This window comes from Paenibacillus gansuensis (assembly GCF_042684925.1).
In the GTDB taxonomy this organism is placed as follows: domain Bacteria; phylum Bacillota; class Bacilli; order Paenibacillales; family DY6; genus Paenibacillus_N; species Paenibacillus_N gansuensis.
The window spans coordinates 165,587-191,749 of sequence record NZ_JBHUME010000002.1; the positions used below are offsets into that span (position 1 = coordinate 165,587).

Genomic DNA, 26,163 nt, shown 5'->3' on the forward strand with positions numbered 1-26,163 from the left:
TGCCGCTTCCCATCTATGTTTAATAGTAAAAGTTCTTTTTATTATACATCCAACAAAATACGTTTCACAAAGCCGAAATAAGGTAAACTACTAGTAGTCAGGAAAAAGGAGGAATCATTATGCCAACAATTCAAGTACCCGGACAAAACCCGTTTGAAGCGGAAGCCGGAACAAAGCTGGTGCTCGCATTAGAAGACCATGGGGTGGACATTCTTCACCGCTGCGGCGGTAACGCCAGATGCACGACCTGCCGCGTAGAGGTGCTGGAGGGCGATGCCGGAGCCGTAGGTGAAGCGGAAGCCACACTTCTGGCAGCCAAAGGTATTACAGAGCCGAACGTACGCTTGTCCTGCCAAATCCGCGTAGAGTCCGATTTGACGGTACAACCGCTGATGACAGCTTCCTCGTCCGGACTGGAACCGGGAACCCGTCCCCAGGACTAACAGCAAAAGCCCCGTGAGCACTGCCATCTGGTGTGCTCCGGGGCTTTCTTCTTGTCCTGCTGCCGGTTCATCCAACCTTTTTACGTTTCCCGAGCAGATAGGTAATGACACTGGCAGCGAGACCAAGCACATACAGAGGAACGACCAGCACTAGAAACGCCGCAACGGCCGCCAAATCCTCCATCGATTCCCAATCCTTAAAAAAGTAATAGCCGAACACGACATATCCCGCCGCGAACAAACCGGCAGCGACCCATTGCCTTTTCCAGGCAGCCAATACAGGAAACACAACTAGAAGAACGGCCAGGACAATGACCATGGATGATCCCTCCACAACAGCTTTTCCTCTATAAACGTTCGCAACAATCCAAAGGTTTCGCATTATCCGCCCAAGTCCTCTTATTTCATCCGTACTCCGTACATTTTACCTCCCCGTGTAGCTACAACCAGCATGTCGTCAAAAACTGCCGGAGATGCTTCGATGTTGGCCCCGAGATTAATTTTATGCAAAACTTTCCCCTGAAGAGCGTCCAGTAAATACATGCTGCCTGCAGAATCGGACTGGATCAGATACGCTGTTCCTGATTTGTCGGTAACTGCAACAGGCGAAGACCAGGCATAGCTCGGCATATTCCACCGCCACACTTCTTTGCCCGTCCGCTTATCTATTGCAAGCAGGAGCCCGCCGTTTAAGGTTTTGTATCGTGCCACCGTAAAAAAGATGAGATGCCCTGTCTTCCCCTTCCCGAAGGCCGGCGTTGCCAAAAGCCCTCCATTTACCGGATGCTCCCCTTTCACGGTTAGAGCGGGAACGTGCAGGCGCCACAGCGTTTCCCCCGTTATGCCATCCACTTTGCGCAGCTGTGCGTCCCCTTTGCTGCCCTGCTTATCGACTTCCGTTCCTGTGTACAGGTAAGGATGTTCTTGTTCCACCTCCACCGCGATCGTAGAATCCGTATCGTCCGTATGGTTGTTGGACCAGACCGGTGTCATCGTCTGCAGATTGACCGCCTGTAAGGAGCCCATATTGTCACTGAAAAAAGCGAGGTTTTTATAGGCGGCCACAGAGTTCTCGATGCCTTGGTACGGATTTCCCTTTTTGCCGTCGATCGCATATTTGTACTTTACGGGCTGAGGGGATATGCTTAAAACCTTGTTCCCGGGATCGTAGCGTGTATTCAGCTTTAGAGTGTAAAGCAAGCCGTTCTCCCCGCCTACAGTCAGCGTATCCGCGCTGCGGTTAAACAAAGCCGAGGAGTCGAAAGCTCCCCATTTCCGGGGGGCGAAAGGGTCGATCCCTTTTTGGTAATAAAGGCGCTTCCCGTCCAGGAGGCTGTATAAGCCAAATCCGATGGTCCCTTTTTCCGGAATTCCTTCACCTACATAAAGCAGAGGAAAGCCTCTCGAATCAAGTGATGGACTGCCTTTAATCGGGTTCCCGGTGCGAATGGGTGATCGGGTTTGCCGGCCGGTCTCGAGATCCAGAAAATAAACATTCCCGTCCAAAGAAGCGTAAATCGCTTCTACGAAGTTCTTTTGGCTTTTATACACTGCCTTCAGGTTCATCGCCAGCTTCGTTTCCTCGCTCCATTGCACCAGCACCGGCTGCCCGGTCCATCCCGCTCCCCCGCCCCAAGAGCTGCTGCTCGTCGTGAACGACCAGACGGTTTCCAGTTTCCGTTGACGGATCACCCTTGTACCGTATGCAGGAGTATCCCTAAGCGCATTCCCTCGAAACGTGAGCACCCCGGGGACATGTGTGTATTTTTCCGGAAACAGCTGCGGTGTTACCGTGCCTGAGCGTTCCGTTTGGATGCGTCCCGGCCGCACGGCAGGCTTGAGAGGCAGCCAGGTTTCCTGCAATTGGCCCGCATCCTTTTGGGAAGCGGAGGTGTTTTCTTTCCTTGGCACCTCGACATGGTTTGCTGTTGACTGGTCCCCTGGTTGGTCCCCTGTCTGGTTCTTTGCCTGGTTCTTTGCCTGGTTCTTTTCCTGGTTCTTCGCCTGGTTTTCTGCCTCTTGCTTCACTTGCTCCCGTCCAGCTTCCGTTGCAGCGGTGCTCTCTCCGTAACTCTCCGAACAGCCGCCAACAATCATCATTACCACTAGCCCCGCCGCTCTCCAATTCATATCCAACCCCTCCCGTAAAGTGTATTCACGGATAGGATGAAATTTGTGCATCGTTAGATTGTGAAATTCCACGGTGTGCAAGATGGTAACAGATTACCTTATACCGTTGCCTCATTATGCTAATTCCGCCTATTTCGGCTACACTCAGTAACAAATCAACCTTGATTTTCCTTATTGTGTTGTCCTAATGTAAGTTTAAGGAAATCCATGGTCGTTTCATATGCCTGAACTCCAACAAATCCCATGTTTATAGTAATCTCACAACCGAATAAGGTAAATCATTACCAAACAGTAAACTGCAACAATTAACCTGATATCGCCAAGTAACCTCTAATCCAAAACAAACCAATGTGTTACCACCGAGTGACTCTTACGCAAACAATTCAACCCGAAATTGCCCAAGTAACCTCTAATACGAAACAAACCAATGTGTTACCACCGAGTGACTCTTACGCATACAAATTCCATAGTGAACCCTGCCCTAACGAGTCCAGGACACGCTATTTGCTCTGTTTTGGGTACTCTTGGAATGTAACGAACTACAGACACGCTATTTGGTTCGTTTAGCGGGGTTTGGGGCGAAATGCAGCGGAATAGCTACCAAAAAAAGAAAAAGAGCCGCATCAGCAGCTCTTTCCTGTTCCCTCTGCAATTACACCGACGCTTCCGCCAGCTCGGCGGGGGCAGTGAAGTACTGTGCCGCCCGCTTCTCATCTCCTTGATAGTAGGCGATCAGCAGGACCGGCGTGGAGCGGTCCACTGTACCGTCCGCAAGGTAGCGCCCGAGATCAAACGGAAGCACCTCAAGCACGGCATGTTTTTGCAGCTCCTTCTCATCCGCGCCGAGCGCGGTAAAGCCTTCCGAAGCCAGCTCCGGCCGGGCTGCAAGCTGCTTCATATACCGGGCCCAGTCGGATTTCTCCATCGTGAAGTCCCACCAGATTTTGCGCGGCTTATACTTATGGTTCATGTAGTAGTCCAACTTCATCAGACCCATGACCACATCCATGTTCGACGTTTCCCGATCTTCCAGGAACGCGACGAGACGAAGGAACAGGTCCTCCAGCTGATGCCCGATCTTCTGCCAGCCCCGTCCCTCCCAGTAATCCCCGAACTCCTGGAAAAAGTCAAAGGCAGATTCGAACTCCCGCTCCATCAAATATTCCAGCGTCCGGTCCATCCGGTGCGCATTCCAGTATTTCTCCAGTACGTCCTCAACCCGTTTGATCCGCACAATATCCGAGAATGGAAGAAGATCATTGCCCAAAATTTCATAAGGAGCGTGGTCCATGTAAATATAGTTATACTTAGGCGCGTCATTCCGCATCCCCGTTCCGCGCAGCATCTTCAGGAAGCCCAGCTGCAGCTCCTCAGGACGCAGGGCGAAGACGTCGTTGAACGTTTTGCGGAAGGTGGCGTAGTCCTCCAAAGGCAGGCCCGCGATCAGATCCAAATGCTGATCGATTTTGCCGCTCTCCTTGATCTTATTCACCGTACGGGACAGCTTGGTAAAGTTCTGTTTCCGCTGAATGATAGCATTGGTCGGATCGTTCGTAGACTGGACCCCGATCTCGAATCGGAAGACACCGGGTGGAGCATGCTCCGCCAGATAATCCAGTACTTCAGGACGCATAATGTCAGCCGTGATCTCAAACTGGAACACACAGCCCTGGTGATTGGCAATCAGAAATTCGAAGATTTCCAACGCGTAATCTCTTTTGATATTAAAAGTCCGGTCCACGAACTTGATCAACTTAGCCCCGTTGGCGATGAGATATAGAATATCTTCCTTCGTACGCTCAATGTCAAAATAACGGACCCCCACCTCAATACTGGACAAGCAGAACTGGCAGGAGAACGGACAGCCGCGGCTCGTCTCAAAGTACACGACCCTGTTGGCTAAACTCGGAATGTCCTCCTGAAACCGGTGCGGCGACGGCAGCTCCGCTAAGTTCAGCTTAGGGCGTCCCGGCATAAGCACAATCTCTTCCCCTTTGCGGTATGCAATGCCGTACACAAAGTGGAATTTGCGGGTAGATGACAACTCCGACAGCAAATGATGGAGCGTTTCCTCCCCTTCTCCCATGACGATAAAATCTACTTGCGGAATCCGCTGCATCCAATACTCCGTATCGTAAGATACCTCTGGTCCGCCCAAAATAACCGTGATCTCCGGCTTCACTTTTTTGATCATCTCGATCACTTTTATCGTTTCTTCGATATTCCATATATAACAGGAAAACCCGATGACATCCGGATCCCGCTGAAACAGGTCGGACACTATATTCATGATCGGATCCTTGATCGTATACTCGGCAATCTCCATATCGAAATCCTTCTCGCTGAACGCTTTCAAAAAGCGCAGAGCCAGGGAAGTATGAATATATTTAGCGTTCAATGTCGCAAGTACGGTTTTCAGCTGTCTCGTTTCCATTTGGTTGTGTGTGCTCGGCATATGCATATAAAATTCCTTTTCTGTTTAGATAGTGAGACTTGGTATTACCCATTCTACATGGAAACTTTCGATTAGACAAAGAGCTCTCCTCAACTTCCAGCAAAACACTCTTTACCGAGCATCATACGAAAAAAAAGATCCCGCTAAACGGAATCTTTTAATTGGCGGTCTGGCTGTAGCGCTCTTCCGGTTCGGAAAGCACCGGCTTCCCCGGGTGGAGCCACCTGTAAGTCTGTTCCAGCATGGAACCCAGCACTTCCTCCCGCCGATGTTCCAACAGTCCGGTGTCCCCATCGGTCAAACGGATCGCTTTGCTTACCGTCTTATACTCTTCCATCCACAAAGTCAGTTGATATAGAATCAAGGATAGTCGCCCCTTTACGAATATGCGCCTATCCTCTGTATTCCCATATTTCACCTGAAACATGTATGCAGCCGCCGGCATTTCATCTTATTCCCACTTAAAAGTAAAGCTGGCAATAATAAAGGCTGCGAGCATCCAGCCTCCGAGAAGCGCGAGCTCTCCCCAAAGTTCGGCAGCGCCTGCCCCCACGTTCATCACCTGCCGCAGCGCCGTAGACAGATGTGAAATCGGGAGCAGCTTCACAAAACCTTGCAGCCAATCCGGCATGCTTCGGATCGGGAAGAACACACCGCCAAGAAACAGCATCGGAAAGGAAATAAAGCCCGCGATAGGACCGGCGCTTTCCGGTGTTTTGGCCAATCCGGCGATAATAAAACCGATGGACATGAAAGCAAGTGTCCCAAGAATAACGAAAGCTAGTAATAAGAGCCAAGAACCGTTAACCTGCGTCCCGAACGCCAAATTGCCGATCAGCAGCACGATGACAGCCTGCAGACCGTTCAGCACTAACCTCGCTGTAATTTGAGCCGCAATGAATGTCCCGGATTGCAGAGTCGTGCTTTGCATTCTGCGCAAAATGCCCCGTTCCCTCCAAGCAGCGATCTGGCCGGCGACACCGTTCAGATTATTATTCATAATCATCATGGCTACGATACCCGGCACCAGGAAATCAATATACTTCAGGTTCAGCGACTGCACACCTTCCGTTTTCAACGATGTAACGGGCTTGTAATTCAAAATGCTTTTGCTGACTCCGTCAATGGACTGTTGAATCACGGTTAAACCCAGCTGCGATTCCGTTACATTCGTCTGATCATAATAGACAGTAATTTCCGCAGGGGCCGACGGATCTTTGCGGCCCAGTTGTTCGCCGTACCCTTTGGGAATCATGATAACGGTCTGCAGGTCTCCCTGCTTCAACATTTCAAGCGCTTGTTCCTGATCGTCCATATCCTCCAGCTCATTCACTAACGGGGATTGCCGCAGTGAACTCACCAGTGCTTCGGAAGCTTCCGAACGGTCGGAATCCAATACCGCTCCGTTGAAGGATGCCCCGCTTCCGCCTCCGAGGAACGAGCCAAGCACAATCATAAAAAAGACCGGGAAGAATAAGGACCAGAACAACACCTGACGGTTCCGGATAAAAATGCGGAGCTGAGCCAGCGTCAGCTGAATATATGACTTCATGATTCTCTCAAGCTCCTTCCGGTCATATGGATAAACACATCTTCGAGCGTCGCCGTGCGGGTCTGCAGGTCTGCGAACGTACGGCCTTCCGCTTCACAGGCTTGGATGAAGGCAATGAGCGCACGCTGCAGATGATCGGTGTACAATGTGAACGAATCCCCATGCACATCCGCTCGTTTGACGCCGTCTAAATGTGCAAAACTGGCCTGGATCCGCCCGGCATCTTCCTCAGCGAGCTGGTCGTAACCTGGAATGCGAAACTCCACAGCACTTTCGGAATCCAGGCTATGGACAAGATTACGCGGCGTATCTAATGCAATAATTTCACCCTTATCCATCAGGCAGATGCGGTCGCATAAGACATGTGCTTCGTCCATGTAATGTGTACTTAGCACTACGGTCTTGCCCTGCTCCTTCAACCGGAGAATGATGTCCCACAGTGTCCGCCGCGCCTGTGGATCCAACCCCGTAGTAGGCTCGTCAAGGAACACCACCTTCGGATCATTCACTAGTGCCAGCGCTATCGCAAGCCGCTGCTTTTGCCCGCCGGATAGATGCTTCACCCTGGCGTTCTTCTTTTCAGTTAGAATCATGCTGTCCAGCAGCGGATCAATAGGAACCGTATGCTTGTAAAAGCTCGCGTACATTTCCGTAATTTCCCTTACAGTAAGAAGATCGAACAATGACGTAGACTGCAGTTGTACCCCGATCACTTCTTTCACTTTCCGCAAGTCCGTTCTGGTATCATAACCGGCGACCTTGGCCGAACCCCCGTCCGGCTTTCTGAGGCCTTCGATCATTTCCATCGTCGTTGTCTTTCCCGCACCGTTAGGTCCCAGCAGCCCGAACACTTCCCCCTGCCGCACTTGAAACCGGATGCCGTTGACGGCCTTATGTTCTCCGTATCTTTTGACCAAGCCTTCCACTTCAATGACATACGGCTCCACAGCCGCAGCCTCATTCTGGTTCACAATCCATTCCTCCGTTCTATTTTTTACATATCATACCATAGTTTTACATGAAAAAAAGGCTCTCCCTGTCCAAAGAGAGAACCTGTCTTATCATGGATAACTGATTATAAACCTAGTGAGTTGATCTGGTTTAACAGCTGTGTAATTTGGTTGGCCGTCTGCCATAAAGGTGAGTTGTTCACAGCCTCCCAATCTACTTTATCTGCCTGAACCATTTCCAGTACGGACGAAATCTGCTGACTTAGCGCTTCATTGTACCCGATCAATTGCTGATGAAGGTCTTGGGCAACTGCAGGCGCCTCCAAAGCACTGAATGCCGCCGCCTTATCTTTCATCGCTTGGAGCTCGGTTTTCAATGACTCCACTATGCCCGGATCCGCTGCGGCCTGCTGCACCATATCCGGTACCCGATTCGCAAAATCCGTTGCACTCTGTACATAGGTAGTTGCCTCATCCGCGTAATTCAGCGTACTCGTCGCCGATTCGAACAAACCGCAGCCGGACAAGAGCAATGTCAAAAGAAGTACTGTCACAACTTTACTTTTCATAGGTTCTCCTCCTCAGTCGGTTATCCTATATGTAACGTACGGATCCCTCTAAGGTTTCAAAAGATTACCCGAACCAGTGAATCAGATAGATCATAATAAGCAGTCCAGCAATGAACGCATACGTGGCTGAGGTCTCATGGCCGTCCCCATGGCTTTCCGGAATCAGCTCTTTATAAACGATATACAACATCGCCCCTGCTGCAAAAGAAAGTCCATAAGGCACAAGACCCTCTACTACGGTGGATAGTTTATAGCCGATATAAGCCGTTATCATTTCGACGGCGCCCGTGCCGGTTGCAATGGCGATGGCCGCAAGGCGCTTGATGTTCTGGTTTACAAGAAACAAGCCCACAAGGAATCCTTCTGGAGCATTCTGAAGACCGATAGCGAAGGCAATCAACCCTCCCAGATTGGAGCTGCCATCCGCGTAACTGACTCCGACGGACAGCCCTTCCGGCAGGTTGTGCATCGTGATCGCTGCAATGATTAATATAGTACGTTTATCCAGCTTGTCGCTAAATTTACTTTCAAGGTCAAAATGAGGGATTACTTTGCCAATCAGCGTTAAAAGGATCACGCCCAGCGCAATACCGATAGTAATAGCCATGAGATCGGACTGTTTCAGCGCTTGAGGGATTAAGCTGAATGTGGAGGCCGCCATCATAATACCTGCTGTCAGAGCAAGCAGAATATCTCTAAACCGATGCGTCGCTGATCTAAGGAACAGCACGGGAAGGGCTCCCGCCCCCGTTGCGAAAGCTGAAAGGGCACTGCCTAAAAGCATACTTTCCATACATACCTCCGGATAATAAATGTCAATGCATCGTCAAGCATGGTTCCGAAACCGGAACGTACTCTTCCTATAATAGCCGATCGGACCGTGAAACAAAAACTTCAAAAGACCGGATACGCGGGGTATAATAGAACCACTTCTAGAATGGAGATGGAGGACCCGCTTGAAACGTACCTGGTTTGCCGATCTAAGTTTACTGCTGGTGGCATGTGTGTGGGGAACGACGTTCGTCATTGTACAGAACGCCATACGTTCCCTTCCGCCGCTCAGTTTTAATGCCGTCCGCTTCGCGGCCGCAGCGGCGATGCTGCTGGCGATCATGCTGATCTTCTACCGGGATCAGCTGAAGCAGTTCCGGTTCCGCCTGCTGGCGCCCGGGGCCGTCCTCGGCCTCCTGCTCTTCTGCGGCTATGCGCTGCAGACTGCAGGACTGCTGTACACGACGTCCGCGAAGACCGGATTCATTACCGGTCTGTCCGTCGTGCTCGTACCGCTGCTTGGCGCCTCCCTGATGCGCTACAAGCTGCAGTGGCCCGCCCTGGCCGGCGCGCTGGCTGCTGCCTGCGGTCTATACCTGCTGACCCTCGGACAAGCGTTCACCGTGAATACCGGTGATGTCCTCGTGCTGCTCTGTGCCGTCGCGTTCGCCCTGCACATCGTGTTTACGGGCAAGTTCGCGCCATCTTACCCGCCGCTCCTGCTGACGCTGCTGCAGATCGGCACCGTCGCGGTCCTGTGCGGCTTCGGCGCGATCTTCTTCGAGGGCACCGCCGCGCTGCGGAGCGGCGTGCTGCTGCAGCCCGACGTGATGTGGGCGCTGCTCATCACGTCGCTGTTTGCGACCGCGCTGGCTTTCGTCATCCAGACGGTATGCCAGCGGTTTACGACACCGGCCAGGGTAGCGATTATTTTCGCCATGGAGCCGGTATTTGCCGCGCTGACGGCCGTCATTTGGGCCGGTGAACAGCTCGGACCAAAGGCGTTGGCAGGCTGCCTGCTCATTTTCGGCGGGATGGTGCTGTCGGAGCTTCAGCCTTCTTTTTCACTGAAAAGAGAGATAAAACCAAACGGATAGGAGCCATGCTGCACATGTACAAATTAATTACAATTGATATTGACGATACCCTGCTGAACGACGACCTGCAAGTCACGGAGGGTACGAAACAAGCGATGGAAAAGGCCATCGAGCGCGGAGTAACTGTTACGCTCGCTACAGGTCGCATGTATGATTCCGCTCAAAAAATCGCCAGACAAATTAACTTGAATGTTCCCCTTATTACCTATCAGGGAGCGCTGATAAAGAATCTGCTCGACGAACAAGTTCTCTATGAGCGGTACGTCCCGGAGGACGCGGCAGCCGAGCTTTATCAATACTGTGAAGAACATGGCTACCATTTGCAAGTGTACATCGACGATGTGCTGTACAGCAAGGAAGATAACCAGAAAGTACGCGATTACTGCGCATTATCCAAGGTTCCTTATCGGGTTGAACCGGATTTCAAGAGCCTGTTGGGGCGGCCTTTTGCCAAAATGCTCATCATCGACGAACCCGATCTGCTGGACCGTGTAGCCGTGGAGCTGAAAGAGATCATCGGTGACCGGACCCACATCACCAAATCAAAAGCCCACTACTTAGAGATTATGCACAAAGAAGGCACAAAAGGACACGCCGTCGAATTTCTCGCCCGCCATTTGAATTTGGATCTGTCCCAGGTCATTGCAATCGGGGATGCGTGGAACGACAGAGAGATGCTGGAAACCGCCGGATTAGGCGTCGCCATGGGCAATGCGATTGAACCGTTAAAGGAGATCGCCGGCTATGTGACGTTATCGAACAACGAAGAAGGCGTGAAACATGTCATCGAGAAGTTTGTATTGAACGCGGAGTAACGGTGTAAGTGAAAATATATTCCTCCTGACCACAAAAGAAGGCTGTCCCCCACTTGCGGGACAGCCTTCTTGCATTGCTCCTAAATATGAACAGGCATCGGGTCTTCCTTCAGCCGGTTTTCCATAATCCAGCTATCCTCGTCGTTGAACAGATACGCCCGGTGGATCAGGACCTGTACGTCTTCCCCTGGTTGAAGGACATCCTTCTCAAGGGAACGGTACGTCGTCAACCGGTAGTCTCCGACTTCGATTTCGATCTTCCACTCACTTCCGCGGAAGTGAATATTCTTGATGCGGCCCGGTTCCGTTGCGGAAGCCATGGTAAATTCGTTCACTTTACCGATCTCAATGTACTCGGGGCGAATCAGTGCCTTAGTTCCTTCCCAATCGGACGCCTGCTCAAAACCGCGAAGGCCCGAAATATTATCCAGGAAGGTGGATTCCCCTACAAAACTGGCAACGAACGGGGTTTGCGGCTGCTTGTAAATCTCCCAAGGCGTCCCCTTCTGCTCCATGCGACCGTGGTTAATGATCATGATTTCATCGGCTACTTCGATTGCTTCCTCCTGATCATGCGTAACGAAGATGGCCGTGATCCCTACGCGCTCAATGATCTCCTTCAGCCAGGTACGCAGTTCGGAACGGATCTTGGCATCGATCGCCGCAAACGGCTCATCCAGCAGCAGCAGCTGCGGTTCCGGAGCCAGGGCACGGGCGAACGCCACGCGCTGGCGCTGTCCGCCGGACAACTGATTCGGGTAGCGGTGCTCAAACCCCTTCAATCCCGTCAATTCCACCAGTTCCGTTACGCGGTCCGCAATTTCCTGTTTCTTCTTCTTCATCACCTTCAAACCGAAGGCAATATTCTCTGCAACGGTCATGTGCTTGAACAGCGCATAATTCTGGAAAACAAAGCCAATGCCGCGTTCCTGCGGAGGCACTTGGTTTACCAGCTGCCCGTGAAAGTAAATCTCTCCGGAAGTCGGAGACTCCAGCCCCGCGAGCATACGGAGAATGGAAGTTTTGCCGCCGCCGCTCGGCCCCAGCAGCCCGATCAGGCGTCCCTTCTCGATCGAAAAGCTAACATCCTTAACTGCGTGAAAGCTGCCGAAGCTTTTATTTAAATTCTTCACTTCAATATGCATGACGACCACTCCCATACTCGTAATAATGCGGATGCTGCCAATACCATATTCCTGTATCTAAACAATTCCTATGAAGTTACTGGGGATTATATAAAGATCATTTTACTGGAAATAACGCCTAACCGTCAATACATATATGAAAAAACCTAATGCAACCTATTCGCAAAGTTTATAATATGTGTTTGTCTACCCGATTGGGCATGAGAACAAAAAAAAAAGAAACCGGGATTCCCGGCTTCTCAATATATTAGTGTGCATGATAACGGATAATTTCCTCCAGTTTTCGTCCTACCGCAGCAGGCCCCTGAGCCAGCTCTTCTTTGCTGAAATACACCTTCTGCTTCCGCTCATCCAGGTCGAATGCTTCCTCGAACAAACTGGACAACCCGCGCGCCCTGCGGTCCACCTCAAGCAGGACTTCCACTCCGTGCGAGCTCAGGAAGAAGACCATCTCGATCTCGTCCAGACGGCCCCGGTAAGCCCCTCCCGGATAAAATTCAAACTCTTGCACGAACGGAAGATTGCCGTATCTGCGATTATATTCGTTTGTCGTTTTGCGAAGGGTAAACCCTAACTGGTCCGCTGCTTCCAGAACGGTAAGCAGATAAGGATGAGGCAAAATCTCCACATAATCATCATCCGTAGGATCTACAGCGCTCTCGATATCCAGCCCCGTGCGAATCCATACCGGCGTTCTGCCGATCGTTACAGGCGTATCCAGCGGAAGCAGGAAGGTGAACGGGATCTCCTTAGTCTCATTGGGCATTAGGGTAAATCTTTGCGCTACCTTGAACTTCCCGATAGCAGCGGTTTCCGTGACTTTATGGTCATTCGATTCACGTATGTACTGGGTTAACAGGTGCAGATAGATGCTGTCAACTTGCTGCTCCACATTGCCGCCTTGAATGAATACCGTCCCTTCTACCTGATCTCCGGGCGTAAGTTTCGATGCTGCCAGGCGCGTGTCCACCTTCGCATTGCCGATGCCGATGCTTGCCAGCATCCGGTTCAAAAACGACATGTCCCCATCTCCCTTTTACAATGAATTTCCATGCATCTTCATAGTATAGGATACGGTCTCCTTTTGCAAAAGAAAAAACCGGCCCCTGATACAAACCGGCTGTTATCTATATGATATAGAAATGTTATGTCACTTTACAGCTTTCTCGCGCTACAGTATTAGGACAGACCTCTGCACAAAAATTTCACATGCTCCTTGGCTGAAGGACCGATATCTCCAAAATTGCTGCCGCTGTGTACATGATAAGTAATGAATCCGTGGAGAGATAAGAATAAATAGAAGGCGTAATTGTTAGTCTGATCACAGGTGCTTCCGGAAGCCTCCCAAACTAAAGCTGAGAATCTGTCGTACAGCAGCTTCTGTTCCGGTTCCGAATACTTCTTCAAATCGGAATCGCTGATCAGGAACATAATCTCGTAATGATGCGGATAATCAAGGCCGAACTGGATAAATTTCAGCATGATCATTTCGAGCCTGGTCATTCCGTCTTCAGGCGGTTCCGTCAAACCGTCCGTAAGCATCTTATTCAGCAGTACATAATCCTGGGCGACCAGCGCGCAGAACAACTCGGCTTTGTCCTTAAAGTGGTAATACAACGAACCATGACTGTACCCCAGCTCTTGTCCAATGTAGCGCATCGATACGTCCCTGTAACCCTGTGTTGCAAACAAGTCCCTTGCTACTTCCATAATACGGTTTCTGCTAAGCTCCTGATCTACTGCCTTCCTGGCCACTCCCTATCACTCGCTTTCTCTCCGATTTCGTACCTGCTGCCGGTTCCGCTTCATCTGGGAAGTCATGATCTCTGGGTTAGGACAAGACCTCTTTCGAGGCCTCTCGAAGCGGAGCAACCGCGTTGACGTTGTAGGTCTATTTTATCTAATATAACACAGACCCGGAGCTTCCGGCGATCTTTTTTACGTATAATTATTACTTATCATGTATAAAAATATTTCGTTTCACCCGCTGTAATAACTGCTTGACCTTGCGTAACATCCGTCATCCACGCCGCAAAAGCATCCGCTTCTCCCGCTAACGGAAGGCAGGTCAGCACCACCTTATCGGTAAACTCGGTTCCGCCCGTTTTCACTTCTTTTCCGCGCAGTTCGTTTTCGAGCTTGCCTAACCATGTATAATCTACTTCGACCTTTACTTCCCGGTGCAACACCATTTCTACGGCGCCCGCCGCTTCAATTCCCGCAACGGCCCCGTCGGTATAAGCTCTGACTAATCCGCCGGCCCCCAGCATGATGCCGCCAAAATATCTTGTCACTACGACCGCCGTATTTTTGAGTCCTTGATGCTTCAGCACTTCGAGTATCGGCTTTCCCGCCGTTCCGCTCGGTTCGCCGTCGTCCGACGCTTTTTGAAACTGGTCCCGTTCTCCGATAATGTATGCCGAACAGTTATGTGTGGCGTTCCAGTGCTTTTTCTTGATCTCTTCGATAAACTGAACGGCCTCTTCCTCCGACTCCACAGGCTTGGCGTGTCCGATGAATCTGGATTTTTTGATGACGATTTCCCGTTCCCCGTAAGCGAGCACCGTCCGGTACGCTGGCAGCTGCATATCTGTCCCTCCTGCTTCATTCCCTTAATTTAAAAGAAGCAGCCCACCCCGAGGTGAACTGCTCCTATGCCAAGAAGATGCATCTTATTGGTTCAGACGCTTCTCCAGTTCTTCTTTCTCTTTCTCAAAGCCCGGTTTGCCAAGCAGAGCGAACATGTTCTTCTTGTAAGCTTCTACGCCCGGCTGATCGAACGGGTTCACGCCCATCAGATAGCAGCTGATGCCGCAGGCTTTCTCGAAGAAATACACCATATAGCCGAACGAGTATGCCGAGAAATCCGGAATCGTCACGCTAAGGTTAGGAACTCCGCCGTCCGTGTGCGCCAGCATCGTGCCTTGTGCCGCCTTCTTGTTGACGAAGTCCATCGTTTCGCCGGACAGGAAGTTAAGTCCGTCCAGGTTCTCTGTATCGGTTCCGATGGAAATGTGCTCCTCGACTTTCTCCACTTGAATCACGGTTTCAAACAGGTTCCGCGTTCCTTCCTGGATAAATTGTCCCATCGAGTGAAGATCTGCGGAGAAGTCGACGGATGCAGGGTAGACGCCTTTGCCGTCTTTGCCTTCGCTCTCGCCGAACAACTGTTTCCACCACTCGGACACATAATGCATCGAAGGCTCGTAGTTCACCAGAATTTCGATCGCTTTGCCTTTGCGGTACAGTGCGTTACGTACAGCTGCATACTGGTAGGCCTGATTCTCGGCAAGGTTCGGGTTCGCGTATTCGCGCTGTGCGTCAGCCGCCCCTTTCATCATCGCCTCAATGTCAATGCCGGCAGTTGCGATTGGCAATAGTCCTACAGCCGTAAGCACGGAGTAGCGTCCGCCTACATCATCCGGAATGACAAACGTTTCATAGCCTTCCGCGTCCGCCAATGTTTTCAGAGCGCCTCTAGCTTTGTCAGTCGTTGCGTAAATGCGCTTGCGCGCCTCTTCTTTGCCGTATTTCTTCTCCAGCAGTTCGCGGAAAATACGGAATGCAATCGCGGGCTCCGTCGTTGTGCCGGACTTGGAGATGACGTTTACGGAGAAGCTCTTTCCTTCAATCGCCTGCAGCAGATGATTCACGTAAGTAGAGGAAATGTTGTTTCCTGCAAAATAAACTTCAGGCGTCTTCCGCTGCTCTTTCGACAGTACGTTATAGAAGGAATGAGACAGCATCTCCAGCGCAGCTCTTGCGCCGAGGTAAGACCCGCCGATCCCGATCACGATCAGTACGTCGGAATCTGATTGGATCTTCTTAGCCGCCTGCTGAATGCGGGAAAACTCTTCTTTGTCGTAGTTGGTCGGCAGGTCTACCCATCCGAGATAATCGCTGCCTGCGCCTGTTCCATTATGTAATTGCTCATGAGCGGCCTTCACTTGAGGCGCCAGGTAATCCACTTCATGCTGTCCGATAAAGGACAGCGCTTTGCTGTAGTCAAACTGAACTTTAGACATGTATATGTTACCTCCTAAAGGATGAAATCCGTTTTCTAAAACCGGATAAGCCGGCAAGTAATTGCATCTTGCAGCTGTACTTACATTTCTCAAGGATAATCCAGAATAACCGGCTTTACTTGACTCCCGGCATACCTCTCCCCTTGCAAAGAATATAGTACTGTAAATCGACAATGAAAACAAGTGAAGGGATTCACAATAGGTCCGGAGGACGTGCAGGTTCAAGTTCACAGTTTTTCCGGGGAATGATACAATTATGCTGGGGTGATGGAACATGAAAACGATCGGATTTATCGGTTTAGGCGTCATGGGCAAACCTATGGCTGCCAATTTGATCCGAAAAGGGTATTCCGTAATTGTATATAACAGGACTCTAGATAAGGCTTGCGACTTAGTCGAAATGGGTGCGGAAACAGCAGGCTCCCCGGAGGAAACGGCAAAGCTATCCGACGTGGTCTTCACAATGGTCAGCAACGACGCAGCATTGGAAGAGGTCATTTACGGGGCACAGGGCGTGATCCACGGCATTCGGACAGGCTCGGCGGTCATCGACTCCAGCACCGTGTCCCCCGCCCTCAGCCAGCGTATTGCTTCGGACCTGGCCGAGCATTTTGTAGACTTTCTTGACGCGCCGGTTACGGGAAGCAAGCCGGCCGCCATCGACGGCACTTTGCTGTTCATGGTCGGCGGCAAAGAAGAAGTTCTTGCCGAGCAGATGGAATTGTTCGAGACGCTGGGATCCAAAGTGATCCACATGGGTCCGTCCGGCTCCGGCTCGTACGCCAAGCTGGCGCACAATACGATTGTGGGCATCAACAACGCCGCTTTCGCGGAGGGCATGATGCTGGCCACTCGTTCGGGTTTAGAGCCGGAGAAGTTTCTGCAGGTCGTGCAGAACGGCTCTGCAGGCAGCAAGGCTGCCGATCTAAAGGGACAGAAGATCATCAACCGCGACTTCTCCACGCAGTTTTCCGCCAAGCTGATGCTGAAGGATTTGAAGCTGGCGGCGGAATTGACGAATGCGCTGCGGATGCCGTCGCCGCTGCTTGACTCGGTCAAGAACTTGTTCCAGATGACGGAGAACAAGGGGTACGGGGACGACGACCTTTGCGCCGTCGTCCGCAACTATGAAGACTGGACGCAGACGGAGATCGCGTCGAGGGCCGTTCGCGAGGCCCGTGCCGGAGGCATGGAGCAGGCCGCTGCGGCGGAACCGGCGGCCGGCCCTGTGCCGGAACGCCGCAAGACCGACCGTCTGGAGCTGAGCATCAAGCTCCAGCTATCGGTGTACCAATGGGAGCAGGAAGGCGGCTTCCAGGGCCAGATCATTGAGGGCACCTTGGCGGACCTGTCCAGTTCCGGGCTTCAGATCCTGTCTTCCGCTCCGCTGGCACAGGACATGTTCATCGTGATCCACTTCCCGCAGGAAGCAGGACTCCCTCCTGTAACGGCCAAGATCATCCGGATTGTCCCGGGAGACGGGATATTCCGTTACGGCTGCATGCTGACAGGCCTGCCGCCGCACACCCGCCTCAAACTCGAAGATTACATCGAACAGCAGCGTCAATAGGAACCATGAAAAGACCGCACGGAATCCTGTGCGGTCTTTTTTGTTCTGGTATAGGTTACTTTCCAATCAGTTAAGTCGCTCCAGAGTTCTTTAGTACGATATGGTATCACTAACTTGCCGTGCCCAGGGTTTTAGTGATATCTAGTATTACTAACGGCCCCGAAATTGGTTACTTTCAACCCTATAAGTCGCTCCAGAGCTCCCTTAATGCTATGTGGTATAACTAACTCGCTGTACCCTGGGTGCTAGTGATATGGCATATCACTAACGGCCCGAGCTGCCCGAGATTGCTTACTTCCAACCGTTAAGCCGCTCCAAAGCACTAATGCCAGCTTATCTCAGCTGATACTCCGGCTTGTACTCGCGGTAAACCGGGTTTTCTCCGGCGACCATGAGTCCCTGGCCCCAATTGACGTGCACGTTCTCAACTGGCGGATCGGAGGGGTCGCGGAATTGGAACAGGACATTCCGGCGCGGCCGGGAACTGCGGTTGACGTCGGAACCGTGAATGGTCAAATAGTTGAAGAAGAGCACATCCCCCGCTTGCGCAGGACAAGGAGTTCCCATGGAAATCGGGTACTCTTTATGATTTAAGTAATGCGAACCCACGTGCGGAAGAGGCCCTTGCTTATGCGTGCCCGGAATGACGCGGAGGCAGCCGTTCTCCTCATCGGCATCGTCTAAATGCACACTCGCTGCAAGCATGGTATGGTTGGCATGCGGAAAATAAGGCTGATCTTGATGCATCGGGAATGCGGCCCCTTTTTCCGGCGGTTTCACGAGCATTTTGCTATGATGCAGCTGCACATTCGGACCGATCAGCTGTGTAAGCACCTCAATCATGTTCGGGTTCGTCAACACGCGGGTAAAAGCCGCCTCCTGGTAATGGACATCGTGGAACCCTTTCAACACCAGCTTCTTCAATTCATCCTGCGGCAAATATTCGCCCTGCCATGCCGAATTATGATCAAACTTGCTGCGCGCTGCTTTTGCAATAATCCGCTCCACTGCCTCTTGCATCTCTTTCACTTCCTGAGGTGAAAATACCCCCTTCACCAACAAATATCCCTCATCCTTATAAAATTGCGCATCAATGTTCATAGTCAATTCATTCGCCCCTTTACAACAAAGTAATATCTTCACTATGATTGTATATATAACAGAGCAAATTGTATTTTGACAGACACGCCACACTTTTATAAAAATACGCCACAACAAGGAGATGACCTATGATCTCGGAAGATTTGATCCCTGTAGCGTTTGCCTTTTTAAGACAGATTACAGAACTGAGGACACATGGAGGCAGCTATGTAATCGATGCTTGGGCGGCGGATCCGCGGCACCGGGACAACCAGGTCCACCGTCATTCCTCCTTTGAAATTTGTTATGTTACGAACGGAAGCGGAGTGTATTTGGATAGGGATTCTTCCCATCCGTTGAAACCCGGAACGCTGTTCTGTTCCCGTCCTTACGTATGGCACCGGATTCATCAAGGTGAGGAGCTAGGGTTAGTTTGGGTAAGTTTTCGAGGAGACGGGAGAAATTCCTCAGAAGCCCACTGGAAGCTAATCGAGAAGCTGAGAACGACGGATCGCTATCTTCTCCCTGATGCCGGTCAACTCCCTGCCGTTCTTACATGGCATGCGCTGCTTCAACAGGCTGCTTCCCATACCGGACTCGAGGAGGTCGTGCGTCCTTTGGCCGGAGCGTTTTTGAATTCCCTGGTGCTGGCCTTTGTCGATGCTGAACCTGCGGGCGATCACTCCCCCCTTGTTTCAACGGCGGATCATGGCAGATTGCTGAAGCAGGCGCACCAGTTCATGACTGACAACCTTTCCAGGCCGTTACAGCTGCAGACAGTCGCAAACTATTTGCATATCTCACAAAGGCATTTGTCCAGATTGTTTCATGATTACAGCAAGTACACATTCGTTCAGCAGTTAACCAACATCCGGTTGAGTAAGGCAGCAGAACTTCTTCGTGAGGGCAACAGTTCCTTGAAAGAGATCGCGGAGGTATGCGGTTTCGGAAATATCCACTATTTTACCAAGGTTTTCACCTCAACAATTGGGACATCACCGGGCAAATACCGTGAGTCTCCTTTTCGTATATATGAGCATTTCCCCTCGGAAGAGGAAGGTTTTACGGAGTTTGCAAAGTTTGCGGAGTATACAGAGGCTTAGGAGGTTAGGGACCACAAATAGTCCAACAAAGAAAAAAAGGCCCGGCCAACGGCCGGACACTTCCCTTATTCTGAGATATAAGAACAGCAGTAGTCGGTTACCGTCAGCACTTCCAGCTTAAAGGAAGCTTTGGCCGGTATGACAAACTCACCTGTGCCGTTGAACTTCTGCCACTCGGATTCTCCAGGAAGCAGAACTTTCAGCTCTCCGCCCAAGATCTCCATAATTTCCTTCTGGTCCGTTCCGAACTCATATTCCCCCGGCATCATGATACCCAGTGTTTTTTTGGTTCCATCCGCAAAAAGCACAGTGCGGCTCGTAACCTTTCCATCAAAATAGACATTGGCTTTCTTCACTACCGTTACATTTTCGAATTGCGACAACTTGTCCACCCTCTCCATGGCAGTCTTAATCGGCTTATGCAAGCCTTATGTACAGAAAACGGGACCGCGCAGGCAGGTCACTGCCCTGCGATCCCGGCATTCCCTTACAGCAATTCTTTTACTCTAGCTACAACGTTCTCCACAGTGAAGCCGTATTCTTTGATGACACGGTCTCCAGGTGCAGAAGCGCCGAAAATATCGATGCCCAGAACCGAACCTTGATCGCCTACATAGCGGTGCCAGCCCATAGGATGAGCCATCTCGATAGCCAGGCGTGCCTTCACTTCAGGCAGGATCACCGAGTCTTTGTAGCTTTGCGGCTGCTTCTCGAACAGATCCCAGCTCGGCATGGACACAACGCGCACTTGAATGCCCTGCTCCGCAAGAGCTTTCTGTGCAGCTACCGCCAGCTGAACTTCAGAGCCTGTTGCCAACAGCTGTGCTTGCGGCTTACCCTTAGCAGCATTGCTTACTACATAGGCTCCTTTGCTAACATTGGAGAAATCCGATGTGCCTTCCAGAATCGGCAGATTTTGACGGGTCAGCACCAGCGCAACCGGATTATCGGAATTCTGTACCGCATACTGCCAAGCCGCGGAAGTCTCGTTCGCATCCGCAGGGCGAAGGACAGTCAATCCAGGAATGATCCGGATCGAAGCCAGCTGCTCGATCGGCTCATGTGTAGGCCCGTCTTCGCCAACAGCAATACTGTCATGCGTCAGGACGTAAACAACCGGCAGCTTCATCAGCGCTGCCAAACGAACCGCAGGGCGAAGGTAATCAGTGAATACGAAGAACGTACCGCCGTATACTTTCAAGCCGCCGTGCAGCATAATCCCGTTCATGGCCGCAGCCATACCAAACTCGCGCACACCGAAATAGATGTTACGGCCGGCATAGTTGCTTGCGTGGAATACCGGAAGGCCCTTCATATTAGTCATCGTGGAGCTTTCTAAGTCAGCGGATCCGCCCACCAGGTTCGGCAGGTTTTTCGCAATGCCGTTCAAAGCGTTACCGGAAGCTACCCGTGTAGATACTGCTTTATCCTCAGGAGTATACCGCGGAAGCTCTGCATCCCAGCCCTCTGGTAACGTGCCGCTCACCGCATTCTCGAATTGGCGGCCCAGCTCGGGATTGGCTTTCTTATAGTCTTCAAGCATAGCTGCCCAGTTGTTGTAGGCTTCGATGCCTTTCTTTTTCAACTCTGCAAAATGGCTCGTAACTTGTTCAGGGATCAGGAAATCCGGTTCGGACGGCCAGCCGTAGAACTCCTTCGTCAGCTTGGTTTCTTCCGTTCCCAACGGAGACCCGTGAGGACCTGCATGTCCGCCTTTGCCGCCTTTGTTAGGAGATCCGTAACCGATGACTGTCTTCACTTCAATGAGTGTCGGTTTGCCCGATTCCGCTTGCGCTTCATTCACAGCTTTCTTGATGGCAGCCAGATCGTTGCCATCCTCGACGCGGAGTACCTGCCAGCCATAGGCCTCAAAACGCTTAGCCACGTTCTCGGAGAAGGAAAGATTCAATTCGCCGTCAAGAGAGATATCGTTGGAATCATAGAGAACAACCAATTTGCCCAGCTTCAGATGGCCCGCAAGGGAAGCCGCTTCGGAAGAGATCCCTTCCATCAGGTCGCCGTCTCCGCAAATGGAGTATGTATAGTGGTCGATCAGCTTATGCTGCTGCGTATTGTAAACGGCAGCCAGCTGAGCTTCCGCCATGGCCATACCGACAGCCATCGCAATTCCCTGGCCCAGAGGACCTGTAGTTGCATCTACTCCGTGCGTGTGGCCGAATTCCGGGTGACCCGGCGTCAAGCTGCCCCATTGGCGGAAATTTTTCAGCTCTTCCAAAGGAAGGTCATACCCCGTCAGATGCAAAATACTGTATAGCAGCATCGAACCATGACCTGCAGACAGAACGAAACGGTCGCGGTTGACCCACAGCGGCTCGTTAGGATTGTGTTTCATGAAATTGGCATACAATTCGTAAGCCATCGGAGCAGAACCCATCGGCATGCCCGGATGTCCGGACTTCGCCTTTTCAATAGCATCGATCGCAAGAGTACGGATCGTATCGATAGATAATTGTTCGATCGACTTGTCAGTAAAGGTCATTCTTCTAACTCCTCCTAAGTTTCCATTTTCGCAGAAAGGCTACAAGAAAGTAGCATTCCCTAATTAAATTACTTGCATTATTGTACCACTTGAGAAAAAGCTTTGCCACATTACATCGGTAAAACCTTCGGCTGCAGAGGACAAACTATGGCGGATTGTGCGCTGTGGATGTACAAGAAGATGAATATACAAAGAACCCTTCGAGCGAAGCACGAAGGGTGAACAGCCAAATTAATTAAAAACAACCGTCTTGTTCTGGTGAACGAGGATCCGGTCCTGCACATGCCAGGATACGGCGCGCGCAAGCACGATCCGCTCGATGTGTCGGCCGATGCGCTTCAGGTCGTCCACATTGTCCCGGTGGCTTACCCGCTGGACGTCCTGTTCGATAATCGGGCCGCCGTCCAATTCTTCCGTCACGTAGTGAGCGGTTGCGCCGATGATCTTCACCCCGCGTTTATAGGCTTGCGCATAGGGTTTGCCGCCTACGAAAGCAGGCAGGAACGAATGGTGGATGTTAATAATCCGGTTCTGGTAATGTTCCAAAAATTTCGGAGAAATAATCTGCATATAGCGGGCAAGGATGATCACGTCTACCTTATCTGCTACAATCTCCAGCTGGCGCTGTTCCGCTTCCACTTTCGTATCGGCCGTAACCGGGACGTGGTGGTACGGAATACCGAAAGACTCTACCAATTCCCGCATATCCGGATGGTTGCTGACGACCATTTCAATATCGGCATCAAGGTCGCCCGCCTGCCACTGCCATAACAATTCCATCAGGCAGTGATCCTCTTTAGAAACAAAGATCGCCAGGCGTTTCTTCTTGGCCGCCCTGAAAATATTCCACTCCATGCGGAATTCCTCCGCAATCGGCAAGAAGTCCTCCTCAAGTTGAGGCAGGCTGCACTCCAGGTCTTTCAGGTCAAATTCGATGCGGATGAAGAACATGCCGCCTTCCGGATCCATCGTATATTGATCCGATTGGACGATATTTGCACCATGGTCATGCAGAAAACGGGATACGGCCGCCACAATTCCGGCGCGGTCCGGACAGGAGATAAGCATCCGCCCCCGGTCCTGCCGGTCTTCCGAGCGTTTGAATACTGAAGGGTAGTTGGATCTGTTCATACGTTTTCCTTGCCTCCGAATCTATATCTACTTGCAAAGTTGCACCATACTTTACACTGCCGCCAAAGCTTCCTTACCGGCAAACCAAGCGGTAAGGCGGTGGTTGATCTGCTCTTCCGTCAATTCAGGGAACAGCTCGCCTTCCAGCACCATATCATACAAGCGCTCCATCGGTTCCCGCGGATCCGCTTTGCGGTTTTTGGCATCCTGCTTCAAGTGATCCCAAGTTTCAAGAATAAACGTGCGGTGGTCGATGCCAATTCCTTCAAAGTAACTGTTTAGCTTGTCCACATCAGACGCAAATTCTTCCCCGAAACGTTCGGAGACATTTCCGCGAAGCAGAGAGATTTCAGCTTCGTACATAGGGCGCTCCATCTTGTCTTCTTTACCGATCCAAGGCGTCTCCAGAATCATCGGCAGATGGCGGATCTTCTCATGGTGTACGATCCGGTGCATCGCTTCGAAGCCGATCATTCCCGCTCCCACCGGAGCATGACGGTCTTTGCCTGCGCCGCGCGGATTCTTGCTGTCGTTCAAATGCACGACAGCCAGGCGGTCAAGACCGATAATCCGGTCGAACTCTTCCAGAACACCGTCCAGATCGTTCACAATGTCATAGCCTGCATCGTGAATATGGCAAGTATCCAGACAAACCGTCAATCGTTTGTTGTCCTCGACCTTCCCGATAATAGCTGCGATTTCCTCGAAACTGCGGCCGATCTCCGTACCTTTTCCCGCCATTGTCTCCAATGCGATATTGACGTCGCATTCGGAGGTTCCTTCTAGAACCTCGGTTAGCCCTTCGGCAATCCGCTGAATGCCATATTCCGCATCTTTATCCGTATAGGCCCCCGGATGAAGGACAATGTTCTTTACGCCGATCTTCGCAGTCCGGCGAATTTCTTCTTTCAGGAAGTTTACCGCCAATTCATAAGTATCATCCTTATAAGATCCCAAGTTAATAATATAAGGCGCATGAACCACGATCTCGTCAATGCCGTGCTCCTCCATCAAGGAACGGCCTTCTTCAATAAATAAGTCTTCGATCTTCTTGCGGCGCGTATTCTGCGGCGCTCCTGTATATATCATGAAGGTGCTTGCTCCGTAAGCGATCGCTTCATTTGCGGCTGACAATAAACCTTTAGGTCCCATGGAAACGTGAGATCCGATTTTTAACATGCCCGATATGCACCCCTTTATCAACTTATAACACTAGCGTTAACCCTATCTATTTTACAGGGAATGTCGAAATAAATCTAGGAATAAGGTATAATTCGAGAATACACAGCGGATATTCCGCTAGTTTTCAAACTTCTCTGCCGGGGTGAATATCCTTATATGAATCAGCCGAATGACGGTTTTATGGTGTTTATTCTTTTTTGGGTGTTTGTGCTCCTGTTCTTCATGTCCATCGGCGGGTACTTCATGTTCCGCAAGTTTATGAAGGTACTGCCGCAAGAAGACGGAAAGTCCAAGCTGGACTGGCAAAATCATTATGTAGACTCCAGCAGGCATCTGTGGACTGAAGATTCCAAGGCGTTCCTTGAACAGCTCGTTGAACCGGTCCCCAAAGCGTTCCGCGATATTGCCAAACATTCCATTGCAGCCCAAATCGGGAAAGTGGCGCTGGACAGCGGAGCATCCGAAGTAACCCGAGACCACTGCATTGAGGGATATATCATTGCAACCCCTAAGCGGGATTACCGCAGTTTAATGAAGTTCCTCAAGAGCAATCAGATTGATTACAAACCTTATGAGCATCTATTGAACAGGTAATCTTTTTTGGAACCTTTACTCCTGCTGCTTCGTTAAAAGAGATGGAGGTGTATCCAACATGAAACGTAAAGACGCGATGAAACTCAGCATGCACATGATGATGGTCGGGGTGCTGGCCGTATCTCTGGCAGCTTGCAGCAAAGAGCCTGCCGCCAGTCCGCCCGCGGATACCGCTAACGAACAGAATCAGCAAAACCAGGGAAATCAACAAAATCAACAGAACGAACCGGCTCCGGAACCGAGTACGCCGTCAGAGACGAAATCGGATCCTGTTTCCGCTAAAGGAACATTTAACGGAGCCATTGATAACCACACGATCGAGATCGATATGGACGGCGTTCCCCAGGCATTCCAGCTGGACGAGAGCGTTCAGGATACCGTGAAGAAATTAAAAGAGAAAGAATCTGTGGAATACCAGTACTATGAGCTGACGACCAAGATGGAAGACGGCACCGAAGTGAAACAGCTCGTTATCACTCAGATAACGCAGAGTAACGCATCTGCAGATACCGGAGTGAAGAAACCTCTTCCTGCTGCCAAGGAAATTACGATGGAGCTTGAGGGCATGAAGGAAACCCATACAGGGAAACTGGCGGAAAGCGCCTCGGGTTATTTCATGTATACGCTGCCCGGATATACGCTGACTTCCGAGGAGCCTGGACGCGATCTGTTATATCCGGTTAAGAACGATACATATTTTACCCGGATCGAGCAATTGGGGGATCAGCCTGATTTCACAGTTATCCGCAAAAATGCGGAGGAAGAATTAAGTGAGCTCGGCAATGTGCAGGAAATGAGAACAGAGAATCTGACGGAAGCCGCTAAAGATTCTAAATTTTTCCTGCATGCCGGGGATGCTAAGCTGACGAAGAATGTTTTCGTCCTGCCCGTAGACGGACAATGGTTTAAATTCACCATGAACATTCCGCAGGGCGAAGCCGGCGAGGGCGTTGGCCCGTCCGTTTGGGCTATGATCGGAACGATGCAGTTGAAGTAAGATAAGATAATGTGGAAAAGAGAACCATCCGCCCGGATTGCCGGGCGGATGTTT

At 51.0% G+C, this 26,163-nt stretch carries 25 protein-coding genes; 7 read left to right on the forward strand and 18 right to left on the reverse strand.

Going from position 1 to position 26,163, the window contains the following annotated elements; genetic code table 11:
- Positions 1-119 precede the first annotated feature (119 nt).
- Positions 120-443 (forward strand): 2Fe-2S iron-sulfur cluster-binding protein, encoded by a 324-nt coding sequence (locus ACFSUF_RS00970; protein WP_377599221.1) that lies wholly within the window; start codon positions 120-122, stop codon positions 441-443.
- Positions 444-510: 67 nt separating this feature from the next.
- On the opposite strand, the gene ACFSUF_RS00975 is transcribed toward ACFSUF_RS00970, so the two are convergent.
- The 8 genes from ACFSUF_RS00975 to ACFSUF_RS01010 form a co-directional block, all read right to left on the reverse strand.
- Entirely contained in the window at positions 511-762 is a 252-nt protein-coding gene (locus ACFSUF_RS00975; protein ID WP_377599223.1) for a hypothetical protein, read from the reverse strand.
- Positions 763-842: 80 nt separating this feature from the next.
- Positions 843-2,573: an outer membrane protein assembly factor BamB family protein gene (locus ACFSUF_RS00980; protein ID WP_377599224.1), complete on the reverse strand. Its 1,731-nt coding sequence runs from the start codon at positions 2,571-2,573 to the stop codon at positions 843-845.
- Positions 2,574-3,225: 652 nt separating this feature from the next.
- Entirely contained in the window at positions 3,226-4,992 is a 1,767-nt protein-coding gene (locus ACFSUF_RS00985) for a B12-binding domain-containing radical SAM protein (RefSeq protein ID WP_377600195.1), read from the reverse strand.
- 193 nt (positions 4,993-5,185) lie between these two features.
- A complete protein-coding gene (locus tag ACFSUF_RS00990) occupies positions 5,186-5,392 on the reverse strand; it encodes a hypothetical protein (protein ID WP_377599225.1) in 207 nt (68 codons plus the stop codon).
- 87 nt (positions 5,393-5,479) lie between these two features.
- Positions 5,480-6,580 carry an ABC transporter permease gene (locus ACFSUF_RS00995; RefSeq protein ID WP_377599228.1) on the reverse strand — a complete coding sequence of 367 codons (1,101 nt, stop codon included), beginning with the start codon at positions 6,578-6,580 and terminating at the stop codon, positions 5,480-5,482.
- A complete protein-coding gene (locus ACFSUF_RS01000; RefSeq protein ID WP_377600196.1) occupies positions 6,577-7,554 on the reverse strand; it encodes an ABC transporter ATP-binding protein in 978 nt (325 codons plus the stop codon). Before ACFSUF_RS01000 ends, ACFSUF_RS00995 begins: the two co-directional genes overlap by 4 nt.
- A gap of 101 nt (positions 7,555-7,655) precedes the next feature.
- On the reverse strand, positions 7,656-8,099 hold the full coding sequence (locus ACFSUF_RS01005) for a DUF6376 family protein (RefSeq protein WP_377599229.1): 444 nt from the start codon (positions 8,097-8,099) through the stop codon (positions 7,656-7,658).
- Positions 8,100-8,163: 64 nt separating this feature from the next.
- The gene (locus ACFSUF_RS01010) at positions 8,164-8,892 is read right to left on the reverse strand and encodes a ZIP family metal transporter (protein ID WP_377599231.1); all 729 of its coding nucleotides are present in this window, start codon (positions 8,890-8,892) and stop codon (positions 8,164-8,166) included.
- Between the two features lie 163 nt (positions 8,893-9,055).
- Between ACFSUF_RS01010 and ACFSUF_RS01015 the strand changes: the two genes are divergently transcribed.
- On the forward strand, positions 9,056-9,967 hold the full coding sequence (locus ACFSUF_RS01015; RefSeq protein ID WP_377599233.1) for a DMT family transporter: 912 nt from the start codon (positions 9,056-9,058) through the stop codon (positions 9,965-9,967).
- Between the two features lie 14 nt (positions 9,968-9,981).
- Positions 9,982-10,782 (forward strand): Cof-type HAD-IIB family hydrolase, encoded by an 801-nt coding sequence (locus tag ACFSUF_RS01020; RefSeq protein WP_377599234.1) that lies wholly within the window; start codon positions 9,982-9,984, stop codon positions 10,780-10,782.
- Between the two features lie 80 nt (positions 10,783-10,862).
- Here the strand turns inward: ACFSUF_RS01020 and ACFSUF_RS01025 are convergent, their stop codons facing one another.
- The 5 genes from ACFSUF_RS01025 to ACFSUF_RS01045 form a co-directional block, all read right to left on the reverse strand.
- Positions 10,863-11,927, reverse strand: a complete 1,065-nt coding sequence (locus ACFSUF_RS01025; protein ID WP_377599238.1) for a sulfate/molybdate ABC transporter ATP-binding protein — start codon at positions 11,925-11,927, stop codon at positions 10,863-10,865.
- A gap of 247 nt (positions 11,928-12,174) precedes the next feature.
- Positions 12,175-12,948: a sporulation protein gene (locus ACFSUF_RS01030; RefSeq protein WP_377599241.1), complete on the reverse strand. Its 774-nt coding sequence runs from the start codon at positions 12,946-12,948 to the stop codon at positions 12,175-12,177.
- A 158-nt stretch (positions 12,949-13,106) separates the two neighbouring features.
- Positions 13,107-13,682, reverse strand: coding sequence for a TetR/AcrR family transcriptional regulator (locus ACFSUF_RS01035; RefSeq protein ID WP_377599243.1), 576 nt, complete (start codon positions 13,680-13,682; stop codon positions 13,107-13,109).
- Between the two features lie 203 nt (positions 13,683-13,885).
- Positions 13,886-14,515, reverse strand: a complete 630-nt coding sequence (locus ACFSUF_RS01040; protein WP_377599245.1) for a YigZ family protein — start codon at positions 14,513-14,515, stop codon at positions 13,886-13,888.
- A gap of 84 nt (positions 14,516-14,599) precedes the next feature.
- Positions 14,600-15,952, reverse strand: coding sequence for a glucose-6-phosphate isomerase (locus tag ACFSUF_RS01045; protein ID WP_377599247.1), 1,353 nt, complete (start codon positions 15,950-15,952; stop codon positions 14,600-14,602).
- Between the two features lie 274 nt (positions 15,953-16,226).
- Between ACFSUF_RS01045 and ACFSUF_RS01050 the strand changes: the two genes are divergently transcribed.
- On the forward strand, positions 16,227-17,522 hold the full coding sequence (locus ACFSUF_RS01050; protein ID WP_377599248.1) for an NAD(P)-binding domain-containing protein: 1,296 nt from the start codon (positions 16,227-16,229) through the stop codon (positions 17,520-17,522).
- A gap of 333 nt (positions 17,523-17,855) precedes the next feature.
- On the opposite strand, the gene ACFSUF_RS01055 is transcribed toward ACFSUF_RS01050, so the two are convergent.
- Positions 17,856-18,623, reverse strand: coding sequence for a phytanoyl-CoA dioxygenase family protein (locus ACFSUF_RS01055; protein ID WP_377600198.1), 768 nt, complete (start codon positions 18,621-18,623; stop codon positions 17,856-17,858).
- Positions 18,624-18,751: 128 nt separating this feature from the next.
- Here ACFSUF_RS01055 and ACFSUF_RS01060 point away from each other — a divergent pair, with 128 nt between their 5' ends.
- On the forward strand, positions 18,752-19,705 hold the full coding sequence (locus ACFSUF_RS01060; RefSeq protein WP_377599249.1) for an AraC family transcriptional regulator: 954 nt from the start codon (positions 18,752-18,754) through the stop codon (positions 19,703-19,705).
- A 65-nt stretch (positions 19,706-19,770) separates the two neighbouring features.
- Here the strand turns inward: ACFSUF_RS01060 and ppnP are convergent, their stop codons facing one another.
- From ppnP to ACFSUF_RS01080, 4 genes are all read right to left on the reverse strand, one after another.
- Positions 19,771-20,088 (reverse strand): pyrimidine/purine nucleoside phosphorylase, encoded by a 318-nt coding sequence (gene ppnP, locus ACFSUF_RS01065; protein WP_377599251.1) that lies wholly within the window; start codon positions 20,086-20,088, stop codon positions 19,771-19,773.
- 104 nt (positions 20,089-20,192) lie between these two features.
- Complete coding sequence (tkt, locus tag ACFSUF_RS01070; RefSeq protein WP_377599253.1) at positions 20,193-22,205, reverse strand: transketolase; 2,013 nt, start codon at positions 22,203-22,205, stop codon at positions 20,193-20,195.
- Positions 22,206-22,436: 231 nt separating this feature from the next.
- Entirely contained in the window at positions 22,437-23,336 is a 900-nt protein-coding gene (purU, locus tag ACFSUF_RS01075) for a formyltetrahydrofolate deformylase (RefSeq protein WP_377599255.1), read from the reverse strand.
- A gap of 51 nt (positions 23,337-23,387) precedes the next feature.
- Positions 23,388-24,515 carry a deoxyribonuclease IV gene (locus ACFSUF_RS01080; protein ID WP_377599257.1) on the reverse strand — a complete coding sequence of 376 codons (1,128 nt, stop codon included), beginning with the start codon at positions 24,513-24,515 and terminating at the stop codon, positions 23,388-23,390.
- Positions 24,516-24,674: 159 nt separating this feature from the next.
- Between ACFSUF_RS01080 and ACFSUF_RS01085 the strand changes: the two genes are divergently transcribed.
- Together ACFSUF_RS01085 and ACFSUF_RS01090 are read left to right on the forward strand one after the other, a co-directional pair.
- Positions 24,675-25,112, forward strand: coding sequence for a DUF2621 domain-containing protein (locus tag ACFSUF_RS01085; RefSeq protein ID WP_377599259.1), 438 nt, complete (start codon positions 24,675-24,677; stop codon positions 25,110-25,112).
- Positions 25,113-25,170: 58 nt separating this feature from the next.
- Entirely contained in the window at positions 25,171-26,109 is a 939-nt protein-coding gene (locus ACFSUF_RS01090; RefSeq protein ID WP_377599261.1) for a hypothetical protein, read from the forward strand.
- The last annotated feature ends 54 nt before the right edge of the window (positions 26,110-26,163 follow it).